At 48.2% G+C, this 22,721-nt stretch carries 18 protein-coding genes; 10 read left to right on the top strand and 8 right to left on the bottom strand.

Annotated features, from left to right (window positions below):
- Positions 1-77: 77 nt before the first annotated feature.
- The 8 genes from DWX32_RS05030 to DWX32_RS04995 all read right to left on the bottom strand — a co-directional run bounded on the left by DWX32_RS05030 (position 78) and on the right by DWX32_RS04995 (position 7,398).
- Positions 78-2,279, bottom strand: a complete 2,202-nt coding sequence (locus DWX32_RS05030; RefSeq protein ID WP_117739290.1) for a HelD family protein — start codon at positions 2,277-2,279, stop codon at positions 78-80.
- A gap of 402 nt (positions 2,280-2,681) precedes the next feature.
- Positions 2,682-2,822, bottom strand: coding sequence for a Maff2 family mobile element protein (locus DWX32_RS05025; protein WP_007037419.1), 141 nt, complete (start codon positions 2,820-2,822; stop codon positions 2,682-2,684).
- 210 nt (positions 2,823-3,032) lie between these two features.
- Positions 3,033-3,245 (bottom strand): hypothetical protein, encoded by a 213-nt coding sequence (locus DWX32_RS05020; RefSeq protein ID WP_005928546.1) that lies wholly within the window; start codon positions 3,243-3,245, stop codon positions 3,033-3,035.
- The gene (locus tag DWX32_RS05015; protein ID WP_118235265.1) at positions 3,238-5,025 is read right to left on the bottom strand and encodes a VirD4-like conjugal transfer protein, CD1115 family; all 1,788 of its coding nucleotides are present in this window, start codon (positions 5,023-5,025) and stop codon (positions 3,238-3,240) included. Before DWX32_RS05015 ends, DWX32_RS05020 begins: the two co-directional genes overlap by 8 nt.
- Positions 5,022-5,498, bottom strand: coding sequence for a PcfB family protein (locus DWX32_RS05010; protein WP_117853068.1), 477 nt, complete (start codon positions 5,496-5,498; stop codon positions 5,022-5,024). The genes DWX32_RS05015 and DWX32_RS05010 overlap by 4 nt, the downstream gene beginning before the upstream one ends.
- An 81-nt stretch (positions 5,499-5,579) precedes the next feature.
- Positions 5,580-5,798 (bottom strand): DUF5348 domain-containing protein, encoded by a 219-nt coding sequence (locus tag DWX32_RS05005; protein WP_118235264.1) that lies wholly within the window; start codon positions 5,796-5,798, stop codon positions 5,580-5,582.
- A 23-nt stretch (positions 5,799-5,821) separates the two neighbouring features.
- Positions 5,822-6,823, bottom strand: coding sequence for a DUF6017 domain-containing protein (locus DWX32_RS05000; RefSeq protein WP_118235263.1), 1,002 nt, complete (start codon positions 6,821-6,823; stop codon positions 5,822-5,824).
- A 215-nt stretch (positions 6,824-7,038) separates the two neighbouring features.
- A complete protein-coding gene (locus DWX32_RS04995; protein WP_118235262.1) occupies positions 7,039-7,398 on the bottom strand; it encodes a hypothetical protein in 360 nt (119 codons plus the stop codon).
- Positions 7,399-7,902: 504 nt separating this feature from the next.
- On the opposite strand from DWX32_RS04995, the gene DWX32_RS04990 reads away from it, so the two are divergent.
- The 10 genes from DWX32_RS04990 to gatA all read left to right on the top strand — a co-directional run bounded on the left by DWX32_RS04990 (position 7,903) and on the right by gatA (position 22,713).
- Positions 7,903-9,513 carry a CTP synthase gene (locus tag DWX32_RS04990; protein WP_022462358.1) on the top strand — a complete coding sequence of 537 codons (1,611 nt, stop codon included), beginning with the start codon at positions 7,903-7,905 and terminating at the stop codon, positions 9,511-9,513.
- 229 nt (positions 9,514-9,742) lie between these two features.
- A complete protein-coding gene (gltB, locus tag DWX32_RS04985; RefSeq protein WP_118594494.1) occupies positions 9,743-14,281 on the top strand; it encodes a glutamate synthase large subunit in 4,539 nt (1,512 codons plus the stop codon).
- A gap of 14 nt (positions 14,282-14,295) precedes the next feature.
- On the top strand, positions 14,296-15,780 hold the full coding sequence (locus DWX32_RS04980; RefSeq protein WP_022462356.1) for a glutamate synthase subunit beta: 1,485 nt from the start codon (positions 14,296-14,298) through the stop codon (positions 15,778-15,780).
- 139 nt (positions 15,781-15,919) lie between these two features.
- Positions 15,920-17,251 (top strand): type I glutamate--ammonia ligase, encoded by a 1,332-nt coding sequence (gene glnA / locus DWX32_RS04975; RefSeq protein WP_118659347.1) that lies wholly within the window; start codon positions 15,920-15,922, stop codon positions 17,249-17,251.
- Positions 17,252-17,274: 23 nt separating this feature from the next.
- A complete protein-coding gene (locus DWX32_RS04970) occupies positions 17,275-17,823 on the top strand; it encodes an ANTAR domain-containing response regulator (protein ID WP_022462354.1) in 549 nt (182 codons plus the stop codon).
- A 27-nt stretch (positions 17,824-17,850) separates the two neighbouring features.
- Positions 17,851-19,065 carry an LL-diaminopimelate aminotransferase gene (locus tag DWX32_RS04965; RefSeq protein ID WP_022462353.1) on the top strand — a complete coding sequence of 405 codons (1,215 nt, stop codon included), beginning with the start codon at positions 17,851-17,853 and terminating at the stop codon, positions 19,063-19,065.
- A gap of 166 nt (positions 19,066-19,231) precedes the next feature.
- The gene (locus tag DWX32_RS19515) at positions 19,232-19,381 is read left to right on the top strand and encodes a hypothetical protein (protein WP_158555021.1); all 150 of its coding nucleotides are present in this window, start codon (positions 19,232-19,234) and stop codon (positions 19,379-19,381) included.
- 194 nt (positions 19,382-19,575) lie between these two features.
- Positions 19,576-20,904, top strand: a complete 1,329-nt coding sequence (gene aspS / locus DWX32_RS04955) for an aspartate--tRNA(Asn) ligase (protein WP_118594493.1) — start codon at positions 19,576-19,578, stop codon at positions 20,902-20,904.
- A gap of 39 nt (positions 20,905-20,943) precedes the next feature.
- Positions 20,944-21,237 carry an Asp-tRNA(Asn)/Glu-tRNA(Gln) amidotransferase subunit GatC gene (gene gatC / locus DWX32_RS04950; protein ID WP_055228254.1) on the top strand — a complete coding sequence of 98 codons (294 nt, stop codon included), beginning with the start codon at positions 20,944-20,946 and terminating at the stop codon, positions 21,235-21,237.
- 15 nt (positions 21,238-21,252) lie between these two features.
- Positions 21,253-22,713, top strand: a complete 1,461-nt coding sequence (gatA, locus tag DWX32_RS04945) for an Asp-tRNA(Asn)/Glu-tRNA(Gln) amidotransferase subunit GatA (protein WP_117805348.1) — start codon at positions 21,253-21,255, stop codon at positions 22,711-22,713.
- Positions 22,714-22,721: the final 8 nt, after the last annotated feature.

Genomic DNA, 22,721 nt, shown 5'->3' with positions numbered 1-22,721 from the left:
ACGATATAATTTGTTCATATAAGTTGTTCTGATTATCTGTCCGAATTATTATTAACTTATCCATGTGTTTTCATGACCTATTCTGTCTGCGCTAGTTTTGTATGTTTAGAAGTTGCATATATCAATGGGCTAACTTCTTTTTCACAAAATAAGCTAAGTCTATGGAGTGCTCTGGTACAGGCAACGTATAAGAGATTTTTATCATCTTCATCATAGTAGTTTTGATTGTCTGCATCACAAATTAAGACGGCATCAAATTCCAACCCCTTTGACATATATACTGGTATAATGAATACACCTTGTAACTCTGCTGCACTTCCATTTCTGATTATTTGTATATCTAGTTTGTGCTTTATTTTGTTATACAAGCAGATGGAATTATTTTCAGTTTTACAAATTAATCCTATTGACTGTAATCCTTTTTCTTGGCATGATTTTACCTCTTCAACAATCTTGTCAATAAAGACTTCGGAATTATCCGCAATAAATACTTCCGGGCTATCCCCTTTCCGATTAAAACTTTTTATCTGTGGACTTTGTTCTATGAATTTTAAGCTAAAATTTAATATCTCATTCGTACAACGGAAACTTTTGTTCAACACGATAAGAGAAGATTTTTTCTTATTCAGTATTTTATGAATTTCTTCATAGAAAGATATATCCTCTTTTTTGGCAAGGGTTTGTTTCATATCCCCTAAGATTGTAAATTTAGCATTTGGAAATAATAAGCCGAATATTTCATATTGAAGCGGGTAATAGTCTTGAGCTTCATCAATGACAACCTGCTTGATATTTTTATATTCATTCGTTCCGTATATTTTTAAATATAAATAAAGCATTGCTATTGCGTCATCATAGTATATACAGCCTGCTTCCAGATTTTCTTTCGTATATTCCCGGATTTCCTTTATGCTCTCTGAGGAATTATTATTTTGCAATAAACTGAAAAAATAGGATTCATTGCTAAATAATGTTTTATACAACTCAAATATATCAATTTTTATAAATTTTTGTATTTCCTGCTTTACTAAATTTTTTTCTGCTTTATGTCCCCGTCCCTTTCCTGTTCCAAATATTAGTTCTAAAATATAATCTTCTAATTGCTCTAACTTTATGCCTAATGGAGTTTCTGTTCTTCCCAGTATCTTATCTTGTAGAGTCTGCCTGTTTACAACACATGTTCCTTCATAATAAACATCATCAAATTCTATCCATTGGCATGGAATATCATAAATAAATTTGTCTAATATTTCCCCAAAAAGTTTTGACGCTTTAAACTCGATACTGTCTTTATAAATTTTTTTGTATTGTGAGGGAGCAATTATTTTTTCTAAAAAATCGTTCTTGGACTGAATTTTCCTGCCTTTTAACAGCATTTTTAGAATATCCTCAAATACAACGGAGATAACATTATCTTCTCCCAATTCGGGCAACACATTAGAAATATATTGCTCAAATATAGTATTAGGGGAAATAATCATAATATTATTTGCGGACAACTTTGTCTGTAATCCTTGATACATAAGATAAGCTGCCCGATGAAGGGCAATGGAAGTTTTACCGCTTCCTGCCACGCCCTGCACCATTAACAGGTCGTTTTCCATATCTCTGATAACAGCGTCCTGTTCTTGTTGTATTGTTTCAACTATCGCTTTCATTTTGGCGGTGGTATTCTGTGATAATAGTTGTCTTAAAAATTCATCAACAATCTGCACATCTGTATCAAAAAAATACTTTAACACTCCATTCTTTATTTCATACTGACGTTTTAATTTGAGTTCACCTGTTACCCGCCCGCATGGAGCGTCATAAAATGCTTCTCCTTTCATAAAGCGGTAAAAAATACTTGCAATCGGTGATCGCCAATCATAAACATACATCTCCTGATAACTGTTTTTCCGTAGAGAGGAACGTCCGATATATATTTTTTCACATTCTTCCTCATCATCAAATTTAAAATCAATACGGGCAAAATATGGTGATTTTATCATGTTTTCCAGTAAAAGTATTCTGTGTTCTTCTTCTTCATAATCTACAATTTTATCTGTAACAGGGTTCATATATTGACTTAACTCAACAAGTGCCTCAAATCCGTCAGAAGTGTATAGATTTGTAACACTATGTGTTGCGTTTTCACGAACTTCTTTTTTGGCTTCGATAATTTGTGATTTCTTTTTTTCTGCTGCTTCTTTTGCTTGTTTTAATTGTTCCTCGGCTAAAGATATAGTTTGCTTTAATCTTATTTCTTCGTACTCTCTTTCTGATTGATTATTTCCCATAAAAAATACCCTCCTTGATAAAAAACAACAGAAAAATTCTCACTGATACATTGCTAGGCTAGTTTAGCACACGTTTGCCTATATAAACAGTCTTGTAATCATGAAATTTGTATGATACTATTATGGTGGGAGAGAGAATACAAAAATATTGTATATGCAATAGTAAAAAGGTCAGTAGCCTTTCCCATTATCCCATATCTTCAGCAGACAGGAATACAAGCCCAGTAAATTCTTCTTACAGAACGTGGGAAAGCTGCACCTTAGCTTTCCATGTCCTGTGAATAGAGTTATCCATGATTCCATAGCCTGTTATGCACATTTCCATAATGCTTGTCTTTGGTTCTTTTGTTCGGAATAGTGTGGTGCTGGCGGTCTATCTCTTGTTTTCGGTTGCTTGCTTCTTTACCGTACATGAGCATTGGCGCCGGGGTTGTCGTTGCCGTAACCTTCCAGCAGGTTGATAACGCCCCAGATACCGAGACCGGCACCGAGCGCGATAACGAGGGTCTGAAGAACGGTGATTGCCTGTTCAAAAAATGCCATAATATAACTCCTTTCTGCCGCTGTGCGGCTGCCCGAAAAAGGGCATAAAAAACGGCGGTCAGTTTTCGATAACTGCCGCGGTCATAAGTCCCCGCGCTGCGTTTGTTGCTGCGGCGCGGCGGTATTCAGTTGTAAGGGTGCGGCTTCCTGCCGCGATACGCGCAAGGAGTAGGGGCGCGTACCATGTAGCCCGTGTTTATTATTTTTACTTTAAGCTCCCTCCTTTTCAAAAAGTGGTGTGTAGACAGGCATAATGCCGTACTGCCGTTCCCGGACAGCTTCGATATACTTGATATAGGAAATACCTGCCTGTCTTGTCCTGCGTTCCTGTTCCCGCTGCATTTCCTCGGCAGCTTCCACAAGCCCGCTGATAGCCCGGATTAGCTGCTGTTTTGCCTTTTTCTTTCTGATACGCTTATTCATTTTCTGTGTCCTCCTGCAAATCTGCTTCGTCAACTTCGTAATAGTCAAATACCTCGTCCGGCTTTACGATTGCAGGACGGCGGCGCAAGTGCTTTTCCATGTCAAAGGCATTTTTCTTGTCAAAGTCGGAAAGGTACTTGTACTTCGGGTGTTTGGTAATATCGTATTTTTCGGAGAAGAACGGACGCACCCCGCGTAGTTGCAAGATACATTTCCCGCCGTCCATGACCGCAATTTCATCTTCGCTCATAAGCTGCTTGCCTAACTTCTGATAGTTCAGCCCGTGGGAAAGCTCCCGTCCTCTTGTTTCGGAAGTGTTGAAGCTGTCAATGGTTTCTTTCCCCAAGATTTCCGACATTTCTTTAAGGGTCGTTTTCTCCTTGCCGCCCAAGAACAGGGTCGTATCGCAGTTGCCGACAATGGTATCGGCGTTGTCCTTGTAGATAGCCTTTAGCTGCGACTGGCTCTGCAAGATGATGGACGCGGAGATTTCGCGGCTCCTTATCGTGGCAATGAGTTTTTCAAACTTCGGTATCTGCCCGATATTTGCAAACTCGTCAAGCAGACAGCGCACATGAACAGGTAGCCGCCCGCCGTACACATCATCTGCCTTGTCACAAAGCAGATTGAAAAGCTGTGTGTAAAGGATTGATACAACAAAGTTAAAGGTGTCGTCGGTGTCGGAGATAATAACAAAAAGCGCGGTCTTTCGGTCGCCTAAGGTGTCAAGCTCCATTTCGTCGGTTTCCATCAGCTCGCGCAGTTCCCGAATGTCAAAGGGGGCAAGACGCGCACCGCAGGAAATGAGGATAGAGCTTCTTGTTTTTCCGGCAGACAGCAAAAACTTCTTGTACTGGCGCACCGCAAAATGTTCCGGGTCTTTTTCCTCCAAGCGTTCAAACATGAGGTCAACGGGGGATTGAAATTCCGGGTCGTCCTCGCGGGCTTCCGACGCATTTATCATTTCAAGCAGCGTCGTAAAGTTTTTCTCATTCTCCGGGGCTTCGTACCAGATGTAGCCGATAAGGGCGCAGTAAAAAAGCCGTTCCGATTTCACCCAAAAATCCTCGCCGGATTTTTCCCCGTCGCCTTTGGTGTTGGCGATAATGGTATTTACCAGTTTCAAAATATCCTTTTCGCTGCGCAGATAGGCGAAGGGATTGTACCGCATGGATTTCTTGAAATTGATGGTGTTTAGCACTTTGATTTTGTACCCGCCCCGCTGCAAGAGCTTCCCGCACTCGATTAAAACCGTTCCTTTCGGGTCAGTGACTACATAGCTGCTGTGCATTTGCATTAAGTTGGGCTTTACAAAAAACCTCGTTTTGCCGCTGCCGGAGCCGCCGATGACAAGTACATTTTTGTTTCGTGCATATTTCGGGTGCTTCGGGCGGCTTGACATCATCAGCCGTTCGGTCTGCGTCAGCAGCACGTTATTTTCAAAAATGGGGTCGATATACGGCTTTATATCCTCGGCATTGCCCCAACGTGCAGAGCCGTACTCCATGCCCTTACGGTATTTCTTTGCGTTCTTGCCTTTCACATAGACCGCAAGCCGGATAACGACAGCCCCGACAATGCCGATAAGCAAGTCCATAGGGGCGAAACTCGGCAGGGCATTTGAAAAGGCGGCAGAAAAGCCGCTGCCAATGGAAAGCAGCTTGCCGGAGAGGTCAGCCCCCGGAGAGAGCCGCACCGCCTGTCCGACTTTATCAAAGAGATACACAAAGAGCAGATAGGGGGCGTTTAGGATAAGCAGCTTCTTGATATTCGGCTTCATAGCGATACCTCCCTGTCCTTGTGTTTTGTCTTTTGACGGTTCGCATTAAGCTGCTTTGCTGCGTCCCGGAATGTGGCAAGTGCCTTTCGGATAGAGGGCTTTTGCTCCTGTGTCAGCTTCTTTGCGGAAAACTCCTTAAAGGCTGCGGTCAGAGCGTCCGCGTCCCGCCCCTTGAAAAATACAAGATAACGGGGCGGCGTTTCGGTGCTGTCTTTCTTTAGGGCAAAGTCGATACCGTATTTTTTTGCCGTCTGCTCAAAGGCTTTGATATTGCCCTCGGTTATCTCAATGTTGGAAAGCCCCGCGTTCTGCTTCGCAAGCTGCTTTAGGGTCTGCTTCCCGTGGGGCTGTTTTTCCTGCTGCTTTTTTGCCTGTGCAAGCATGGCTTTGATTGCCTTTTGCAGCATTTCAGCGGTCAGCTTTGCTCCCTTGACAGAGAGCGCAACCACTTTTTCGTTGATTTCATCTTGCAATGTTTACCGTTCCTCCTTTCCCGATAGTGATAGTGTTCTTTTGGGCGTGAAAAAAGGGCGTCCGTTCTTCACGCCGCCCTGTTAAATCCGTACCCGCAGCCCGTTCAAATCCTCGGCGCGGATACCTACAAGATACCAGTTGTCCCCGTACTCAATGCGGGTAGGCTTCCATTTGCCGCCTGTGAATACGTCCATGCACTCGCCGCAATGCAAGCCGCCGTAATAGTCGGCAATATCAAAGCGAATGTCGTAGCGGTCAGCGGTTTCATCAAAAATCAAAGCTCCTGTTTTCTGTGTCATGTGGTAAATCCTCCTTTTTTCGTTTACAGGCTTTCGCCCTCATTGTAGGTGTAATAGTCCGGGTCGCCGTACTTCGGCTTTCTCGGTGCAAGTGCGCCGCTTGCCATATCGTGAGCGACAAGGGAAGTATAGTAGCTGTCAATGGTAGACGGGGCATTGAAAAGCACCGCCTTTAGGTACTGCTTGATGTTGCGGATTTTGGTGGTGTTCTCCTGCATACAGTCAAGCACAAAGCGGATATGTTCGCTGTTCAGCTTCATAAACTTTGACTTCACAAGTTCGGCGGGGTAATCGTCCCCGGCAATACGGATTTTCTTTCTTGACGTACAGAGTGTTTCAAGGATAATGTCAACAATCTCATTCAGACGGTCATGGTCAAACTTCATATCCTGCAAGAGAATGTCATACTCGATATTGTCCTTGATGATTTCCTCATACACTCTATAAGCGTCGTTCCTTTCCGTTCTTTTCCTTTCCTGCGGCTGTGCCGTTTCGTCCTCGCCATAAGGCAGAGGGATAGGCGTTTGTTCCAAACGCCCGGAATGGATAGGAATGGAATGGGTAATTGATAAATCCGTATTTGATTTTTCTTTTTTTGGTAAGTTAGTTCTTGATATATCTTTATTTATTTGCGTTGGATTTTCCGACGTCGGATTATCCGTTGTCGGATTTTCCAATATCGGGTTAGCCGCTGTTGGATTTTCCAATATCGGATAATCCAATCCCGGCGGCTGCGGCTGCTCGTAAATGGTGTACTCGATAGCGGTCATTTTTCCTTTCTCGTCGCGCCCCTGCCGCCTTGTGATATATCCGGCTTTTTCAAGCTCCCAAATGGCGGTACGGATAGCGTCGATACTTTCCCGGTTGATGTAGGACAGCCCCGCAAGGGTATAGTCCCAATTTTCGGGAAGTGACAGCATTTGAGAAAGCAGCCCCTTTGCCTTTAGGGTAAGCTCCTTGTTGCGTAAGTGGTGGTTGCTCATTACGGTGTAGCCCGTTGTCCTTTCCACGCGGAAAACTGCCATAGCTTCATCACTCCTTTGCTGTGGATTTGTTACGCAGTAGAACGGCGATTTTGAGGGAAAAGGTATAAATCCCTTACCGCACGAAAAACGCGCCCGCAAAACCGCATAAATCAAGGCTTTTTCTGCTCCTACTGCGTAACATGAGGGCATAAAAATAGCGGCGTTCCTGTTCTCCCGGTGTGGGAGTAAGAAACGCCGCCTGTGCGGGTCTGTATTTAATTGTCGTCGGCGATTATGTCCTGCATGACTTCGCCAAAGTCAGCCGTAAGGGAAAACAGGAAGTATTCCAATACGTCGGGGTCTGCGCCCATAGGCTCGGCTTCCTCAGAAAAGGGCAAGCCCATAAGCCCGTACAGCAGCTTGACAACCTTAAAAAGTTTTTCCCTGTCTGCGGGGGTGTTCATGGTTACAAATACGTCCGTCAAGCGGTTAATGGTTTCCATGTCGCCGCCTGTCGTTACCCATACCATTTCCGCGAACGGCTGCGTGATTGCTCCGGCTACAAGGTTGATTTTATCCTTGTTGATTTCGCCGGACGGGAGTATAATACCCTTGTCTAAAAGTACGTTTTTCATGTCGTCCTCCTTCATTTTCGGTGCTGCGCTTGACGCTTTTTTGCCGCCCGCGCTTACAAAACGAGATTATGTGGAGATACGGCAAGATAAATGACGATATGCGGAAAACCTTGATTTTAAGCCATTTTCGCAAGGTTTTATAAACATTTGCGAGGACTTATAAAAGGTTTTGCGTCTATCAAATCAATAAAAAATAGTAAAAAAAAGTTGCAGGAAATTCGAGATGTGTTATAATCGTTTTTGATTTTGAATGAAAGCCCCGGACAGCAGCTATGGATGAGCCATGCTTGCATGAGCGAATTCATAGATATTGGCCGGGCAAGACGACATGAGTAAGTAGGGCGATAGCCCGGATTACGAATGTTGTCAGCAGTTACGGGAGCGACGCAGGCGCGGAGTAACTGGCTTTCATCATAGAGATGTCGCCGGCAGGCGACATTTCCTTTTAGAGAAACTTGTGACGGAAAAGAAAATATCAGAAGAGAAAAGCAGGAGGAAATCAATATGGCAGTAAAATATGTCTTTGTGACAGGCGGAGTAGTCTCTGGCCTTGGAAAGGGAATCACGGCGGCGTCCCTTGGACGGCTTTTAAAAGCCCGAGGATACAAAGTGACGATGCAGAAATTTGACCCGTACATCAACGTTGACCCGGGTACGATGAACCCGATTCAGCACGGCGAGGTTTTCGTTACCGATGACGGCACAGAGACAGACCTCGATCTCGGCCACTACGAGCGTTTCATCGACGAGAGCCTGGATAAAAATTCCAACGTGACGACCGGAAAAGTATACTGGTCTGTTCTGCAGAAAGAACGCCACGGTGATTTCGGCGGAGGCACCGTACAGGTCATTCCGCACATTACAAACGAAATCAAGAGCCGTTTCTACCGCGGAAAAGAAGTAGACGAGGAGCGTATTGCCATCATTGAGGTCGGCGGAACCGTCGGCGATATCGAGAGCCAGCCGTTTTTGGAGGCAATCCGCCAGTTCCAGCATGACGTCGGACACGAGAACGCCATTCTGATCCACGTTACCCTGATTCCATATCTGAAAGCTTCCGGTGAAATGAAAACAAAACCGACGCAGGCGAGCGTAAAAGAGCTGCAGGGAATCGGTATTCAGCCGGATGTCATCGTATGTCGGTCCGAGCATCCGCTGACCACTGAGATCAAAGATAAAATTGCTCTGTTCTGCAACGTTCCGTCAAGCCATGTTCTGCAGAACCTGGACGTGGAGTATCTGTATGAAGCTCCGCTTGCCATGGAGAAAGAGAACCTGGCGCAGGTTGTCTGCGAGAGCCTTCACCTTCCATGCCCGGAACCGGATCTGTCCGACTGGACCCATATGGTAGAAGCACTCCGCCATCCGAACAAAGAGGTGACGATTGCGCTCGTCGGAAAGTATATCCAGCTGCATGATGCATACCTGAGCGTTGTTGAGGCATTAAAACACGGCGGAATTGCAAGCCATGCAAACGTACACCTGAAATGGGTGGATTCCGAGCTGGTAACCGAGGAGAACGTGGCAGAGTATCTGAGCGATGTGGACGGTGTTCTGGTACCGGGCGGATTCGGAAACCGCGGTATCGAAGGCATGATCACAGCGATTCGATATGCAAGAGAGAACAAGATTCCGTTCCTCGGCCTCTGCCTCGGCATGCAGCTGACGATTGTTGAATATGCAAGAAACGTTCTCGGTTACCACGACGCACACAGCATCGAGATGAACCCGAACACCATGCACCCGGTGATCGCACTGATGCCGGATCAGGATGGAATCGAGGATATCGGCGGTACGTTACGTCTCGGCGCATATCCATGCGTCCTGGCAGACGGATCGAAGGCACAGGAGCTGTACGGTGAGAAAGAGATTTCCGAGCGTCACCGCCACCGCTATGAAGTAAACAACGATTTCCGGAAAGCACTGACCGAAAACGGCATGGTTCTCTCCGGTGTTTCTCCGGACGGAAGAATCGTTGAGATGGTAGAACTTTCAGATCATCCGTTCTACATCGCAACGCAGGCACATCCGGAGTTCAAATCCCGTCCGAACCGTCCGCATCCGCTGTTCCGCGGCCTGATTGCAGCAGCAGCCGAGTACCATGCAGCGAAATAATGGATCGAAAGTGTAGAAAATTATGTAAAATGCAGCAATAACCTAAGAAAGTAAAGAAAAATTGTAAAAAATTATATAAAAATTAAATTTGCTCTTTACAGGATGAAAAAAATAGAGTATAGTAAGGGCAATCCAAAAAGAACGGCGGGGAATGAAATGTTCCCCTCCATTCTTTTCTGGAAAACAAAAGAGAACCGAAAATAAGAAAAGGTAAAGGAAGGGAAGCCGTATGACACAGAGTAAAGAGCGTGTCATGGGAGAAGAAGGGCTGTACCGTTCTTCCTTTGAACACGACAACTGCGGTATCGGAGCAGTCGTGAACATCAAAGGTGAAAAATCCCATGCGACCGTAGAAAACGCATTAAAAATCGTAGAAAATCTTGAACATAGAGCCGGCAAAGACGCCGAGGGTAAAACAGGAGACGGAGTAGGAATCTTGTTGCAGATATCGCACAAATTCTTTTCCAAAGCCTGTTTGACCCTCGGTTTTTCATTAGGCGGAGAACGGGAATACGGCGTCGGCGTATTCTTCTTCCCACAAAATGAGCTGAAACGGAACCAGGCAAAAAAGATGTTTGAGATCATCGTGGAAAAAGAGGGACTGGAACTCCTTGGATGGAGAACCGTGCCGACCGTTCCGGAAGTTCTCGGCCATAAGGCAAGAGAGTGTATGCCTTACATCATGCAGGCATTCATCAAAAAACCGGAGGATGTGGAAAAGGGAATCGCTTTCGACCGTCGTCTGTACGTCGTACGCCGTGTTTTCGAACAGAGCAACGACAACACCTATGTGCCATCCCTTTCCAGCCGTACCATCGTATACAAAGGTATGTTCCTCGTAGGACAGCTCCGCACTTTCTTCCGTGATCTGCAGGATACAGATTATGAATCTGCCATCGCCATGGTGCATTCACGGTTCAGTACAAACACCAACCCGAGCTGGGAAAGAGCACATCCGAACCGTTTCATCGTACACAACGGTGAGATCAACACCATCCGCGGAAATGCTGACAAGATGCTGGCCCGTGAGGAGACGATGTCTTCCCCGATGCTGCAGGATGAACTTCATAAAGTGCTGCCGGTTGTCAACACACAGGGTTCTGACTCCGCGATGCTCGACAATACACTCGAGTTCCTGACCATGAGCGGTATGGATCTTCCGCTGGCTGTCATGATCACGATCCCGGAGCCATGGGCAAACAACGATACGATTTCCCAGGAGAAACGTGATTTCTATCAGTATTATGCAACGATGATGGAGCCGTGGGACGGACCGGCATCGATCCTGTTCTCCGACGGAGATGTGATGGGAGCAGTGCTTGACCGCAACGGTCTTCGTCCTTCCCGTTACTACATCACTAACGATGGATTTCTGATCCTCTCCTCTGAGGTCGGTGTTCTGGAAGTTCCGGAAGAAAAAATCGTCTTAAAAGAGCGTCTCCATCCGGGCAAGATGCTTCTCGTCAACACCGTACAGGGAAAAGTCTTAAACGATGAGGAAGTCAAAGAATATTACGCAAAGAAACAGCCGTACGGCGAATGGCTCGACAGTTATCTGGTACAGTTAAAGGATATCAAAATCCCGAATCTGCCGGTCGAAGAGTACACGAAAGAAGAGCGGATGCGCCTGCAGAAAGCGTTCGGCTACACCTACGAGGAGTACCGTTCCTCCATCGGAAAGATGGCATTAAACGGTGTCGAGGCAACCGCTTCGATGGGTATCGATACCCCGCTTGCCGTTCTCTCCCATGAGCATCAGCCGCTGTTCAACTATTTCAAACAGCTCTTCGCACAGGTAACGAACCCGCCGATCGACTGCATCCGTGAGGAGATCGTAACTTCCACAAGCGTTTACGTCGGACGTGACGGAAACCTGCTTGAGGAGGAGCCGAAGAACTGCCAGGTATTAAAGATCAACAATCCGATCCTGACCAATACCGATATGCTGAAGATCAAGAACATGAAAGTCGAAGGCTTCAAGGCAGTGACCGTTCCGATCACCTACTACAAGAGCGCACCGCTTGACCGTGCGATGGACCGCCTTTTCGTCGAGGTTGACCGTGCACACCGGGCAGGAGCCAACATCCTGATTCTCTCTGACCGCGGTGTCGATGAGAACCATGTGGCGATTCCATCCCTCCTGGCTGTATCTGCGGTTCATCAGCATCTGGTAAAAACGAAAAAGAGAACTTCTCTTGCGATTATTCTGGAGTCCGGCGAGCCGCGCGAGGTGCACCATTTCGCAACACTGCTCGGCTACGGTGCCTGCGCAATCAACCCGTATCTGGCACTCGACACGATCCATGAGCTGATCGAAGAGGGTATGATCAAGAAAGATTACTACGCAGCCGTTGAAGATTACAACCACGCAGTCATCTCTGGTATCGTAAAAATCGCAGCGAAGATGGGTATCTCCACGATCCAGTCGTATCAGGGTTCCCAGATCTTCGAGGCCATCGGTATCTCAGCAGATGTCATCGACAAATACTTCACCGGTACGGTCAGCCGTGTCGGCGGTATTACCTTGGAAGACATTGCAAAAGATGTCGATGAGCGTCATTCCCAGGCATTCGATCCGCTGGAGCTGTCTACCGATCTGACACTGGACAGTATCGGCCGTCATAAATCGAGAAGCCAGGGCGAGGAGCACCGCTACAATCCGCGCACCATTCATACACTGCAGGAGTCCACAAGACGCGGCGACTACAAGATGTTCAAAGAGTACACAGCAATGGTCGACAGCGAGGAGAGCGGCTATCTGCGGAGCCTGATGGACTTCGATTATCCGGAGCAGGGCGTTCCGCTCGAAGAAGTTGAGAGCGTAGATTCTATCGTAAAACGATTCAAAACAGGTGCGATGTCCTACGGTTCTATTTCCCAGGAGGCACATGAGACACTGGCAATTGCCATGAACCGTCTGCATGGAAAATCCAACACTGGTGAGGGCGGTGAGAGTGATGACCGTCTCGAATCCCCGGAGAGATGCTCCGCGATCAAACAGGTAGCATCGGGAAGATTCGGCGTTACCAGCAAATACCTTGTCAGTGCAAAAGAGATCCAGATCAAGATGGCCCAGGGTGCAAAACCGGGCGAGGGCGGCCACTTACCGGCCGGAAAGGTTTACCCGTGGATTGCAAAAACACGTCACTCCACACCGGGTGTATCCCTGATTTCCCCGCCGCCGCACCACGACATCTACTCCATCGAGGACCTTGCACAGCTGATTTATGACCTGAAAAACTCGAATGTGAATGCAAGAATCTCCGTTAAACTGGTATCCGAAGCAGGTGTTGGTACTGTCGCAGCAGGTGTTGCAAAAGCCGGAGCACAGGTTATCCTGATTTCCGGATATGATGGAGGAACGGGAGCAGCACCGAGAAGTTCCATCCACAATGCAGGACTTCCATGGGAGTTAGGCCTTGCCGAGACCCATCAGACGCTGATCAAAAACGGCCTCCGCAACCGTGTCATGATCGAGACTGATGGTAAGCTGATGAGCGGCCGTGACGTTGTGATTGCAGCACTCCTTGGCGCCGAGGAATTCGGTTTTGCGACCGCACCGCTTGTAACGATGGGATGCGTTATGATGCGTGTCTGCAACCTCGATACCTGCCCGATGGGTATTGCAACCCAGAACCCGGAGCTGCGCAAACGTTTCCGCGGCAAACCGGAGTACGTCATCAACTTCATGCACTTCATCGCAGAAGAGATGCGGGAATACATGGCAAAACTTGGCTTCCGCACCGTTGACGAGATGGTCGGCCGTTCCGACCTCTTAAAGAGAAATGATAAAGTGACGAACGAGCACGCAGACCGCGTAGACTTAAGCCAGATCCTGAACAATCCGTTTGCAAAAGCAGGCGAGAAGGTAACGTTCGATCCGAAAGATGTTTACGACTTCAAACTTGGCGCAACCCTGGATGAGAAGGTACTCTTAAAGAAATTCGGTCCGGCAATGGATAAGAAAGAGAAGAAGACCGTCAAAGTCGAGATCACCAACACCGATCGTACCGTGGGAACGATTCTTGGTGCCGAGATCACCAGAAAATTCGGCACCTCTCTGGAGCCGGATACGTACACCGTACAGTGCAAGGGTGCCGGCGGACAGAGCTTCGGAGCATTTATTCCAAAAGGACTGACCCTGGAACTTGAGGGCGATTCGAACGATTACTTCGGAAAAGGCCTCTCCGGCGGAAAACTGGTTGTCTACCCGCCGAAAGCAAGAAAGTATAAACCGGAAGAAAACATCATCGTCGGAAACGTTGCCCTCTACGGCGCAACGAGCGGTGAGGCGTACATCAACGGTATCGCAGGAGAGCGTTTCTGTGTCAGAAACTCCGGTGCTTACGCCGTTGTCGAGGGTGTCGGTGAGCATGGATGCGAGTATATGACCGGCGGCCGTGTCGTTGTCCTCGGCGCAACCGGAAAGAACTTTGCAGCCGGCATGAGCGGCGGTATCGCTTATGTCCTGGATGAAAAGAGCAACCTGTACCGCAATTTGAACAAGGAAATGATTTCGATTGAACTGGTAGAAAGCAAATACGATATTGCAGAGCTGAAAAACATGATTGAAAAACACGTCGCACACACCGGCTCTGAAAAAGGTAAAGAAATTCTCACACACTTTGACGAATATCTGCCGAAATTCAAGAAGATCATTCCGAATGACTATAAGCGCATGATGATGCTGAGTGCCCAGATGGAAGACAAGGGCCTTAGCAGCGAACAGGCACAGATTGAAGCATTTTACGAAAGCATGCGTAAGTAGGAGGAAGAAGAATTATGGGTAAGCCAACTGGATTTATGGAATATCAGCGCAAGACGGGAAACACCGTTGCCCCGCTTGAGCGTATCAAAAACTTTAAGGAATTTCATCTGCAGCTCCCGAAAAAGGAACAGCAGATGCAGGCTGCCCGCTGTATGGCATGCGGTGTACCGTTCTGCCAGGCGGGAACCATGATTGCGGGAATGGCCTCCGGCTGTCCGCTGCAGAACCTCGTTCCGGAGTGGAATGACCTTGTGTATCTTGGAAACTATGAGCAGGCATACCGCCGCCTCACCAAGACAAACTGTTTTCCGGAATTTACCTCCCGTGTCTGCCCGGCACTCTGCGAAGCAGCCTGTACATGCAACGTAAACGGAGACCCGGTCTGCACGAAGGAAAATGAACGCGCGATCATCGAAAACGCATGGGCAACCGGCCTGATTACGCCGCAGCCGCCGAAAGTGCGCACCGGAAAACGCGTTGCCGTTGTAGGAAGCGGTCCTTCCGGCCTTGCAGCAGCGATGCAGCTCAACCGCCGCGGCCATTCTGTTACGGTCTTTGAACGCCGCGACCGCGTGGGCGGACTTTTACGCTACGGTATTCCGAACATGAAACTCGATAAGAGCGTCATCGACCGCCGTGTGGATCTGATGAAGGCCGAGGGCATCGAGTTTGTGACGAATGCTGATATCGGAAAAGATGTAAAAGCTGACAAACTCTTAAAAGAATTTGACCGTGTCCTGCTCTGCTGCGGTGCGGCAAATCCAAGAGATATCAAGGCAGAGGGAAGAGATGCAAAGGGCATCTACTTTGCTGTCGATTTCCTGACTTCCGTAACGAAGAGTCTTCTGGATTCCAATTTTGAGGATCATGCCTACATCGATGCCAAGGGCAAACACGTTGTTGTCATCGGAGGCGGCGACACCGGTAATGACTGTGTCGGAACTTCCATCCGTCTCGGTGCCAAATCTGTGACACAGCTTGAGATGATGCCGAAAGCACCGGATCAGCGTGCCGAGAACAATCCGTGGCCGGAGTGGCCGAAGATCTGCAAGACGGATTACGGCCAGGAAGAGGCAATCGCCGTATTCGGCCATGATCCGCGGATTTACCAGACAACCGTAACGGAATTTATCAAAAACAAAAAAGGTGAAGTCTGCCAGATCAAGACCGTAAAACTGACACCGAAAAAAGATGAGAAATCCGGCCGCATGATGATGGTTCCGGTTGAGGGAACCGAAGAGATTCTCCCGGCAGATCTCGTTCTTATTGCAGCAGGCTTTTTAGGATCCCAGAAATATGTGACCGATGCATTTAAAGTGGAAGTCAACCAGCGCACCAACGTGAAGACAGATGACGGAAAATACCAGACAACAAAAGAAAATGTCTTCACCGCAGGCGATATGCACCGCGGCCAGTCCCTGGTCGTATGGGCGATCCGCGAGGGACGCGAGGCAGCAAAGGCAGTCGATGAATCCCTGATGGGATACACGAATCTCTAAGTTTTTCTTGACAAAACACGCGAAAAACTGCTATAATATGCCCAAAACAAGGGTGTTTTTACGCAAGGTGTCTTTCTGCCCTGCCGCGTGAAAACACCCTTTTCGTTTAGAATCGTCTTTGATAAAGGAGAGAATCGATATGGCAAAGTATACGAAGGAAGCGATCCTTCAGATGGCGGAGGAAGAAGATGTTGAATTTATCCGCCTGCAGTTTACCGATATGTTTGGAATGATGAAAAATATGGCCATCACCGCCGGACAGCTGGAAAAAGCCCTGAATAATCAGTGCGTTTTCGATGGCTCTTCGTTCGAAGGATTTGTCACCATCGAGGAAGCAGACATGTTTCTGCACCCGGATCTCGACACCTTTGCAATACTTCCGTGGCGTCCGCAGCAAGGAAAGGTTGCAAGATTGATCTGTGATGTGTATGATAGAGAGGGGAATCTTTATGCAAAGAGTTCCCGAACCATCCTTCAGAAGGTAATTTCCGAAGTGAAAGCGATGGGTTATGAGTTTGAAATCTCACCGGAGTGTGAATTTTTCCTGTTCCACACCGATGAGGACGGCGGAGCAACGAGTGTAACGCACGACAAAGGCGGTTATCTGGATCTTGGACCGCTGGACCTGGGAGAAAACGCGCGGCGCGATATGGTGCTGACTCTCGAAGAAATGGGAATCGACGTTGAGTCTTCCTTCCACGAGGTAGCGGCAGGCCAGCACGAACTGGATTTCTGTCCGGCTGCAGCACTTCGGACGGCAGATCAGCTGATGACTGCCAAATTTGCTATCCGTACGATTGCAAAACGTCATGGTCTTCACGCAACCTTTATGCCAAAACCAAAAACCGGAGTTCACGGATCGGGTCTTCATCTTTCCTTCTCCCTGTTTCAGGAGGGAAAAGATGTGTTTGCCGACAAATCCGATGAATACGGGCTCAGCAAAGAGGCATATTACTTTATGGGCGGACTGATGAAACACATCAGCGGAATCGCAGCGATTACCAATCCGCTTGTAAACTCCTACAAACGTCTGACACCGGGATACGGTGCACCGATCTACGTGGCATGGTCTGCAAAGAACAGAAGCCCGCTGATCCGCATTCCGCTGACGGGAGACGGTATCATGGCCATTGAGCTTCGATGCCCGGATTCGGCAGCCAATCCGTACCTGGCACTTGCTGTCTGCATGGCAGCAGGACTTGACGGTATCAAACAGAAAATCGTTCCGCCGTCCCCGGTGGACCGCAATATTTCCGATCTGACAGAAGAAGAACGAAACGCGATGCAGATCACCCTTCTCCCGGGAAGCCTTGGAGAAGCGGTCGCAGAGTTAAAGAAAGACGATTTTCTGTGTCAGGTACTCGGCCAGGAATTTGTGAATGGATATATCAATGCCAAAGAAGAAGAGTGGCATGAGTATCTCCGTCAGGTATCCGACTGGGAGACCGAGAAATATCTGTACCGTATTTAGACGACGAAGGGGCCTGAAAATGCATGAGCAGCATAGTGATAGTACTTCCCAAAATAGAAGATGGAAAGCGCATCCGGGATATTCTGGCAAAAAGAGGATATGAAATCGATGCTGTCTGTTCGACAGCGGCAGCGGCGCTCGGAGAGATGAACAACTTAAACGGCGGTATCGTCATCTGCGGCTACAAGCTCCCGGATATGTTTTTTACGGATCTGAATGAGTGTATGCCGTCCGGCTTCCAGATGCTTCTGATTGCATCGAGCCGCGCATTAAGTGCGGTGGAGGGAACCGGAATCATGGCGGTTACGATGCCGCTTTCCGTGTACGAGCTGGTTAATACACTGGAGATGATGCTGCAGAGTGCGGCACGGCGCAGAAAGAAAGAGCGGGCAAAGCCCAAGGTGCGCAGCGCCGAGGAACAGCACATCATCGATCGTGCAAAAAGCCTTCTGATCGAACGAAATCACATGACCGAGTCGGAGGCCCATCGCTACATGCAGAAATGCAGCATGGACAGCGGCACCAATCTGGTTGAAACGGCACAGATGGTGCTGACGCTTTTGACAGAGTAAGAAAAAGTGAAAAGGAGCGACATAATAATGTTCAAAATCAATGACAATTATCTGAAATTGCCGGGAAGCTATCTGTTTTCCACCATTGCAAAAAAAGTTGCAGCTTACACCGAGGCAAATCCGGACGCGAAAATCATCCGTCTTGGAATCGGCGACGTAACCCAGCCGATCGCACCGGCGATCATTGAAAAGCTGCACGGAGCAGTGGATGAGATGGGACACGCAGAGACCTTCCACGGATATGCACCAGATCTTGGATATGCTTTCCTTCGCGATACCATCGCAAAAAATGATTATCAGGACAGAGGATGCGATATCTCATCTGATGAAATTTTTGTATCGGACGGCGCAAAATGCGACTGTAGCAACATTCAGGAGATCTTCAGCCTGGACAACAAGATCGCTGTATGCGACCCGGTTTATCCGGTTTATGTAGACTCCAACGTAATGGCAGGCCGTGCCGGTGACTACGACGCAGCAACCGAGCGTTTCACGAATGTGATTTACATGCCGTGTACCGCAGAAAACAACTTCACCCCGGAGCTCCCGAAAGAAACCCCGGATCTGATTTATCTGTGCTTCCCGAACAACCCGACCGGCGCTATGGTTTCCAAAGCCGAGCTGCAGAAATGGGTTGATTATGCAAATAAAGTAGGAGCCATCATCCTGTATGATGCTGCATACGAGGCATATATCTCAGAAAAAGACATTCCGCATTCCATCTATGAGTGCGAGGGTGCAAGAACATGTGCCATCGAAATGCGCAGCTTCTCCAAGAACGCAGGCTTTACCGGTATGCGTCTTGGATTCACCGTTATCCCGAAAGACATCAAATCCGGCGATGTGACTCTGCACAGCCTGTGGGCACGCCGTCACGGAACGAAATACAACGGAGCTCCGTACATCATCCAGAGAGCCGGCGAGGCTGTTTACTCTCCGGAAGGAAAAGCACAGTTAAAAGAGCAGGTTGCTTACTACATGAAGAACGCAAAAGTCATCTACGACGGATTAAAAGGCGCAGGCTACACCGTATCCGGCGGCGTCAACGCTCCGTATATCTGGCTGAAAACACCGGGAAATATGACTTCCTGGGAGTTCTTTGATCACCTGCTTGCAGACGCAAACGTAGTCGGAACACCAGGATCAGGCTTCGGCCCGAGCGGAGAAGGCTACTTCCGTCTGACTGCATTCGGTACGTATGAGAATACAGTGGAGGCAGTGGAGAGAATCAAAAAACTGTAAATTGTGTGCGAAATACCAATAAAACGGAATTTCTGCGCAATTTTATAAACACGCGAAAAAATAATTTTGTATAGATAAAATTCATGAAAAATGCATTAGAATTTATATGAAATCCGTAAAAATTAGGTGTTTACAAATGCAAAACTGCTGTGCTATAATGCACAGTATGAAAAAGGCAGTGAAGGAAACTCCGTATGCGGAATCTGACAGGAAGCCGATGTCACCGACTGAGAGCATCAGCATGGAGGAAACATACAATGGGGAACATTCCGGAGCCGGTCTGCTGAACATGAGATCCGAACAGGAAATCAAGTAGGCAGATCCGTGATACGCGTTAAGTATAAATGAGTGGGCGTTTTCCCTCGGAAAACCGGAGAGAAAAACGCAATGCGGGTGGTACCGCGGGAACATAAAATATCCCGTCCCGGAACAGTAGTTAAAAAACTGTTCCGGGACTTTTTTATTTGAAAAAGCAATCCGGGACAGGCGAGAAAGAGAGGAGAACAAGACATGGAATTTATGACAGGCGTAAAGAAAAAAGAAGACATCTCCGTAAAAACTCTGCTGGAGATACCGGAAGGCACAGAAGTAAAACTCGAAGGAGCCGTACACATCATCCGTGACATGGGCGAGGTTGCCTTTGTCATCTTAAGAAAGAGCGAGGGACTCGTTCAGTGTGTGTACGAAGAAGGAAGTGTTGACTTCCCGCTGAAAGATCTGAAAGAGGAATCGGCAGTTGCCGTAACCGGAACGGTCAAAAAAGAGGACCGCGCACCGGGCGGCGTCGAAGTCAGGCTGCAGACCATCACCGTTCTTTCCGAGCCGACCGAGCCAATGCCGCTCGCAGTCAACAAATGGAAAATGAACACCTCCCTTGAAGCAATGCTGAACATGCGGCCGATCGCTCTTCGAAACGTCAGAGAGCGTGCAAAATTCCGCATCCAGGAAGGCGTGGTACGGGCGTTCCGTGATTTCCTTCATTCCCAGGGATTCACCGAAATCCATACACCGAAGATCGGCGCGAAAGGCGCTGAAGGCGGCGCAAACATCTTCAAGTTGGAATATTTCCACCGCCCGGCTGTCCTGGCACAGAGCCCGCAGTTCTACAAACAGATGCTTGTCGGCGTGTTTGACCGTGTCTTTGAAGTCGGACCGGTTTTCCGTGCAGAGAAACACAACACGAAACGTCATCTGAACGAGTATACCAGCCTTGACTTTGAGATGGGCTACATCGAGGATTACACCGACATCATGGCAATGGAAACCGGATTTTTACAGTACATGGTGGAGCTTCTTAAAGAGGATTACGCAAAAGAGCTGGAGATCCTGAAAGTTATGCTTCCAAAGACAGAAGAAATCCCAACTGTACCGTTCACGAAAGCGAAAGAGCTGGTAGCCGAGAAATACAACCGAAAGATCCGCAACCCGTTCGACCTTGAGCCAGAGGAGGAGCTTCTGATCGGCCAGTATTTCAAAGAGGAGTACGATGCAGACTTCGTATTCGTCACCGAATATCCGTCGAAAAAGAGACCGTTCTATGCGATGGACGACCCGGAGGATAAGAGATACACAAAGAGCTTCGACCTGCTGTTCCACGGTCTGGAGATTACAACCGGAGGCCAGCGTATCCACGATTACAAGATGCTCTCTGAAAAGATCGCAGCCCGCGGCATGACAGAAGAGGGCATGGAGCAGTATTTAAGTGCTTTCAAACACGGTATGCCGCCGCACGGAGGTCTTGGCATCGGTCTGGAGCGTCTAACCATGAAGCTGATCGGTGAGGACAACGTCCGCGAGACAACGCTGTTCCCGCGTGATCTTACAAGACTGGAGCCGTAAGCGGATCCTGCTGGAAAATGAAAAAGGAGAATGAGTGAAATGGCAAATGTGATTTCAGATGAAACGATGGAATATGTCGGCATCCTGGCAAAGCTGGAATTAAAGGATGAGGAAAAAGAATCCGCACGGCAGGATATGCAGAAGATGCTGGATTATGTAGATAAATTAAACGAGCTCGACACCAGCAAGGTCGAGCCGATGACCCACATTTTCGAGATGGGAAATGTATTCCGCGAGGATGAAGTAACCAATGGCGACGACCGCGATGCAATGCTTACCAATGCACCGGAAGTCAAAGAGGGCCAGTACAAGGTTCCGAAAACGGTAGAATAGCAGGAGGAGATTGATATGGAAATCAAAGATATGACAGCAGTACAGCTTTCTGCCGCAATCAAAGAAGGAAAGATCACTGTAGCGGACGCTGTAGAAGCGTCTCTTGCGGCAGTCAAAGCATCGGAAGAATCAATTCACGCATTCCTTCTTGTGGATGAAAAGGGTGCAAGAGCACGCGCGGCAGAAGTGCAGAAGAAAATTGACGCAGGAGAGCTCACCGGTCCGCTGGCCGGCGTTCCGATTGCGGTCAAGGACAACATCTGTACGAAAGGTCTTGCGACGACGTGTGCGTCAAAGATCCTGCAGAACTTTGTTCCGACGTACGATGCAGAGGTTATCACACGGCTCGAAGAGGCGGGAGCCGTTATCATCGGAAAGACAAACATGGATGAGTTTGCGATGGGAAGTACGACAGAGACTTCCGCGTACGGCGTGACGAAAAATCCATGGAACACCGAACACGTTCCAGGCGGTTCCTCCGGCGGTTCCTGCGCAGCCGTTGCAGCAGGAGAAGTACCGATGGCACTTGGCTCCGATACCGGCGGATCGATCCGTCAGCCGAGTTCCTTCTGCGGCGTAACCGGCATGAAACCGACGTACGGCACCGTTTCCCGTTACGGACTGATCGCTTATGGTTCCTCCCTTGACCAGATCGGACCGGTCGCAAAGGATGTGACAGACTGTGCAGCACTGCTGCAGACGGTCGCTTCGTATGATGCAAAAGATGCGACATCGATGAAACGCGACGATTACGATTTCATGAGCGCTTTAAAAGAAGATGTCTCCGATCTGAAAATCGGTATTCCGAACAGCTGCTTCGGCGAAGGCCTGGATCCGCAGGTGAAGGAATCCATTTTAAAAGCTGCCGATGTCCTGAAGGCACGCGGAGCAGAAGTAGAGTATTTCGATCTCGACCTCATTGATTATGCCATTCCGGCTTACTACGTTATTGCATCCGCTGAGGCAAGCTCCAACCTGGAACGCTTCGACGGCGTGAAATACGGCTTCCGTGCCAAAGAGTACGAAGGACTCCACGATATGTATAAGAAGAGCCGTTCTGAGGGCTTCGGTCCGGAGGTGAAACGACGGATTATGCTGGGAAGCTTCGTCTTAAGCTCCGGTTACTACGATGCGTATTATCTGAAAGCACTGCGCACGAAAGCCCTGATTAAAAAAGAGTTTGACCGCGCATTTGAAAAATACGATATGATTTTAAGCCCGGCAGCACCATCGACCGCACCGCGTCTTGGCGATTCGCTTTCGGATCCTTTACAGATGTATCTGGGCGACATTTACACCGTATCGGTCAACCTCGCCGGCCTTCCGGGCATCACCGTTCCGTGCGGCATGGATGACAAGGGGCTTCCGATCGGCATGCAGCTTATCGGAGACTGTTTCTCAGAGAAAAAACTGTTCCGTGCAGCATACACCTATGAGCAGGCACGCGGTGCATTCGGGCAGCCAGAAAAATGGTAAGGAGGAAG

Origin of the sequence: Blautia sp. AF19-13LB (assembly GCF_003479105.1) — a bacterium.
GTDB classification, from domain to species: Bacteria; Bacillota; Clostridia; order Lachnospirales; family Lachnospiraceae; genus Fusicatenibacter; species Fusicatenibacter saccharivorans.
The sequence above is the reverse complement of the archived record's forward strand: the minus strand, read 5'-3'. Positions and strand labels throughout refer to the sequence as shown.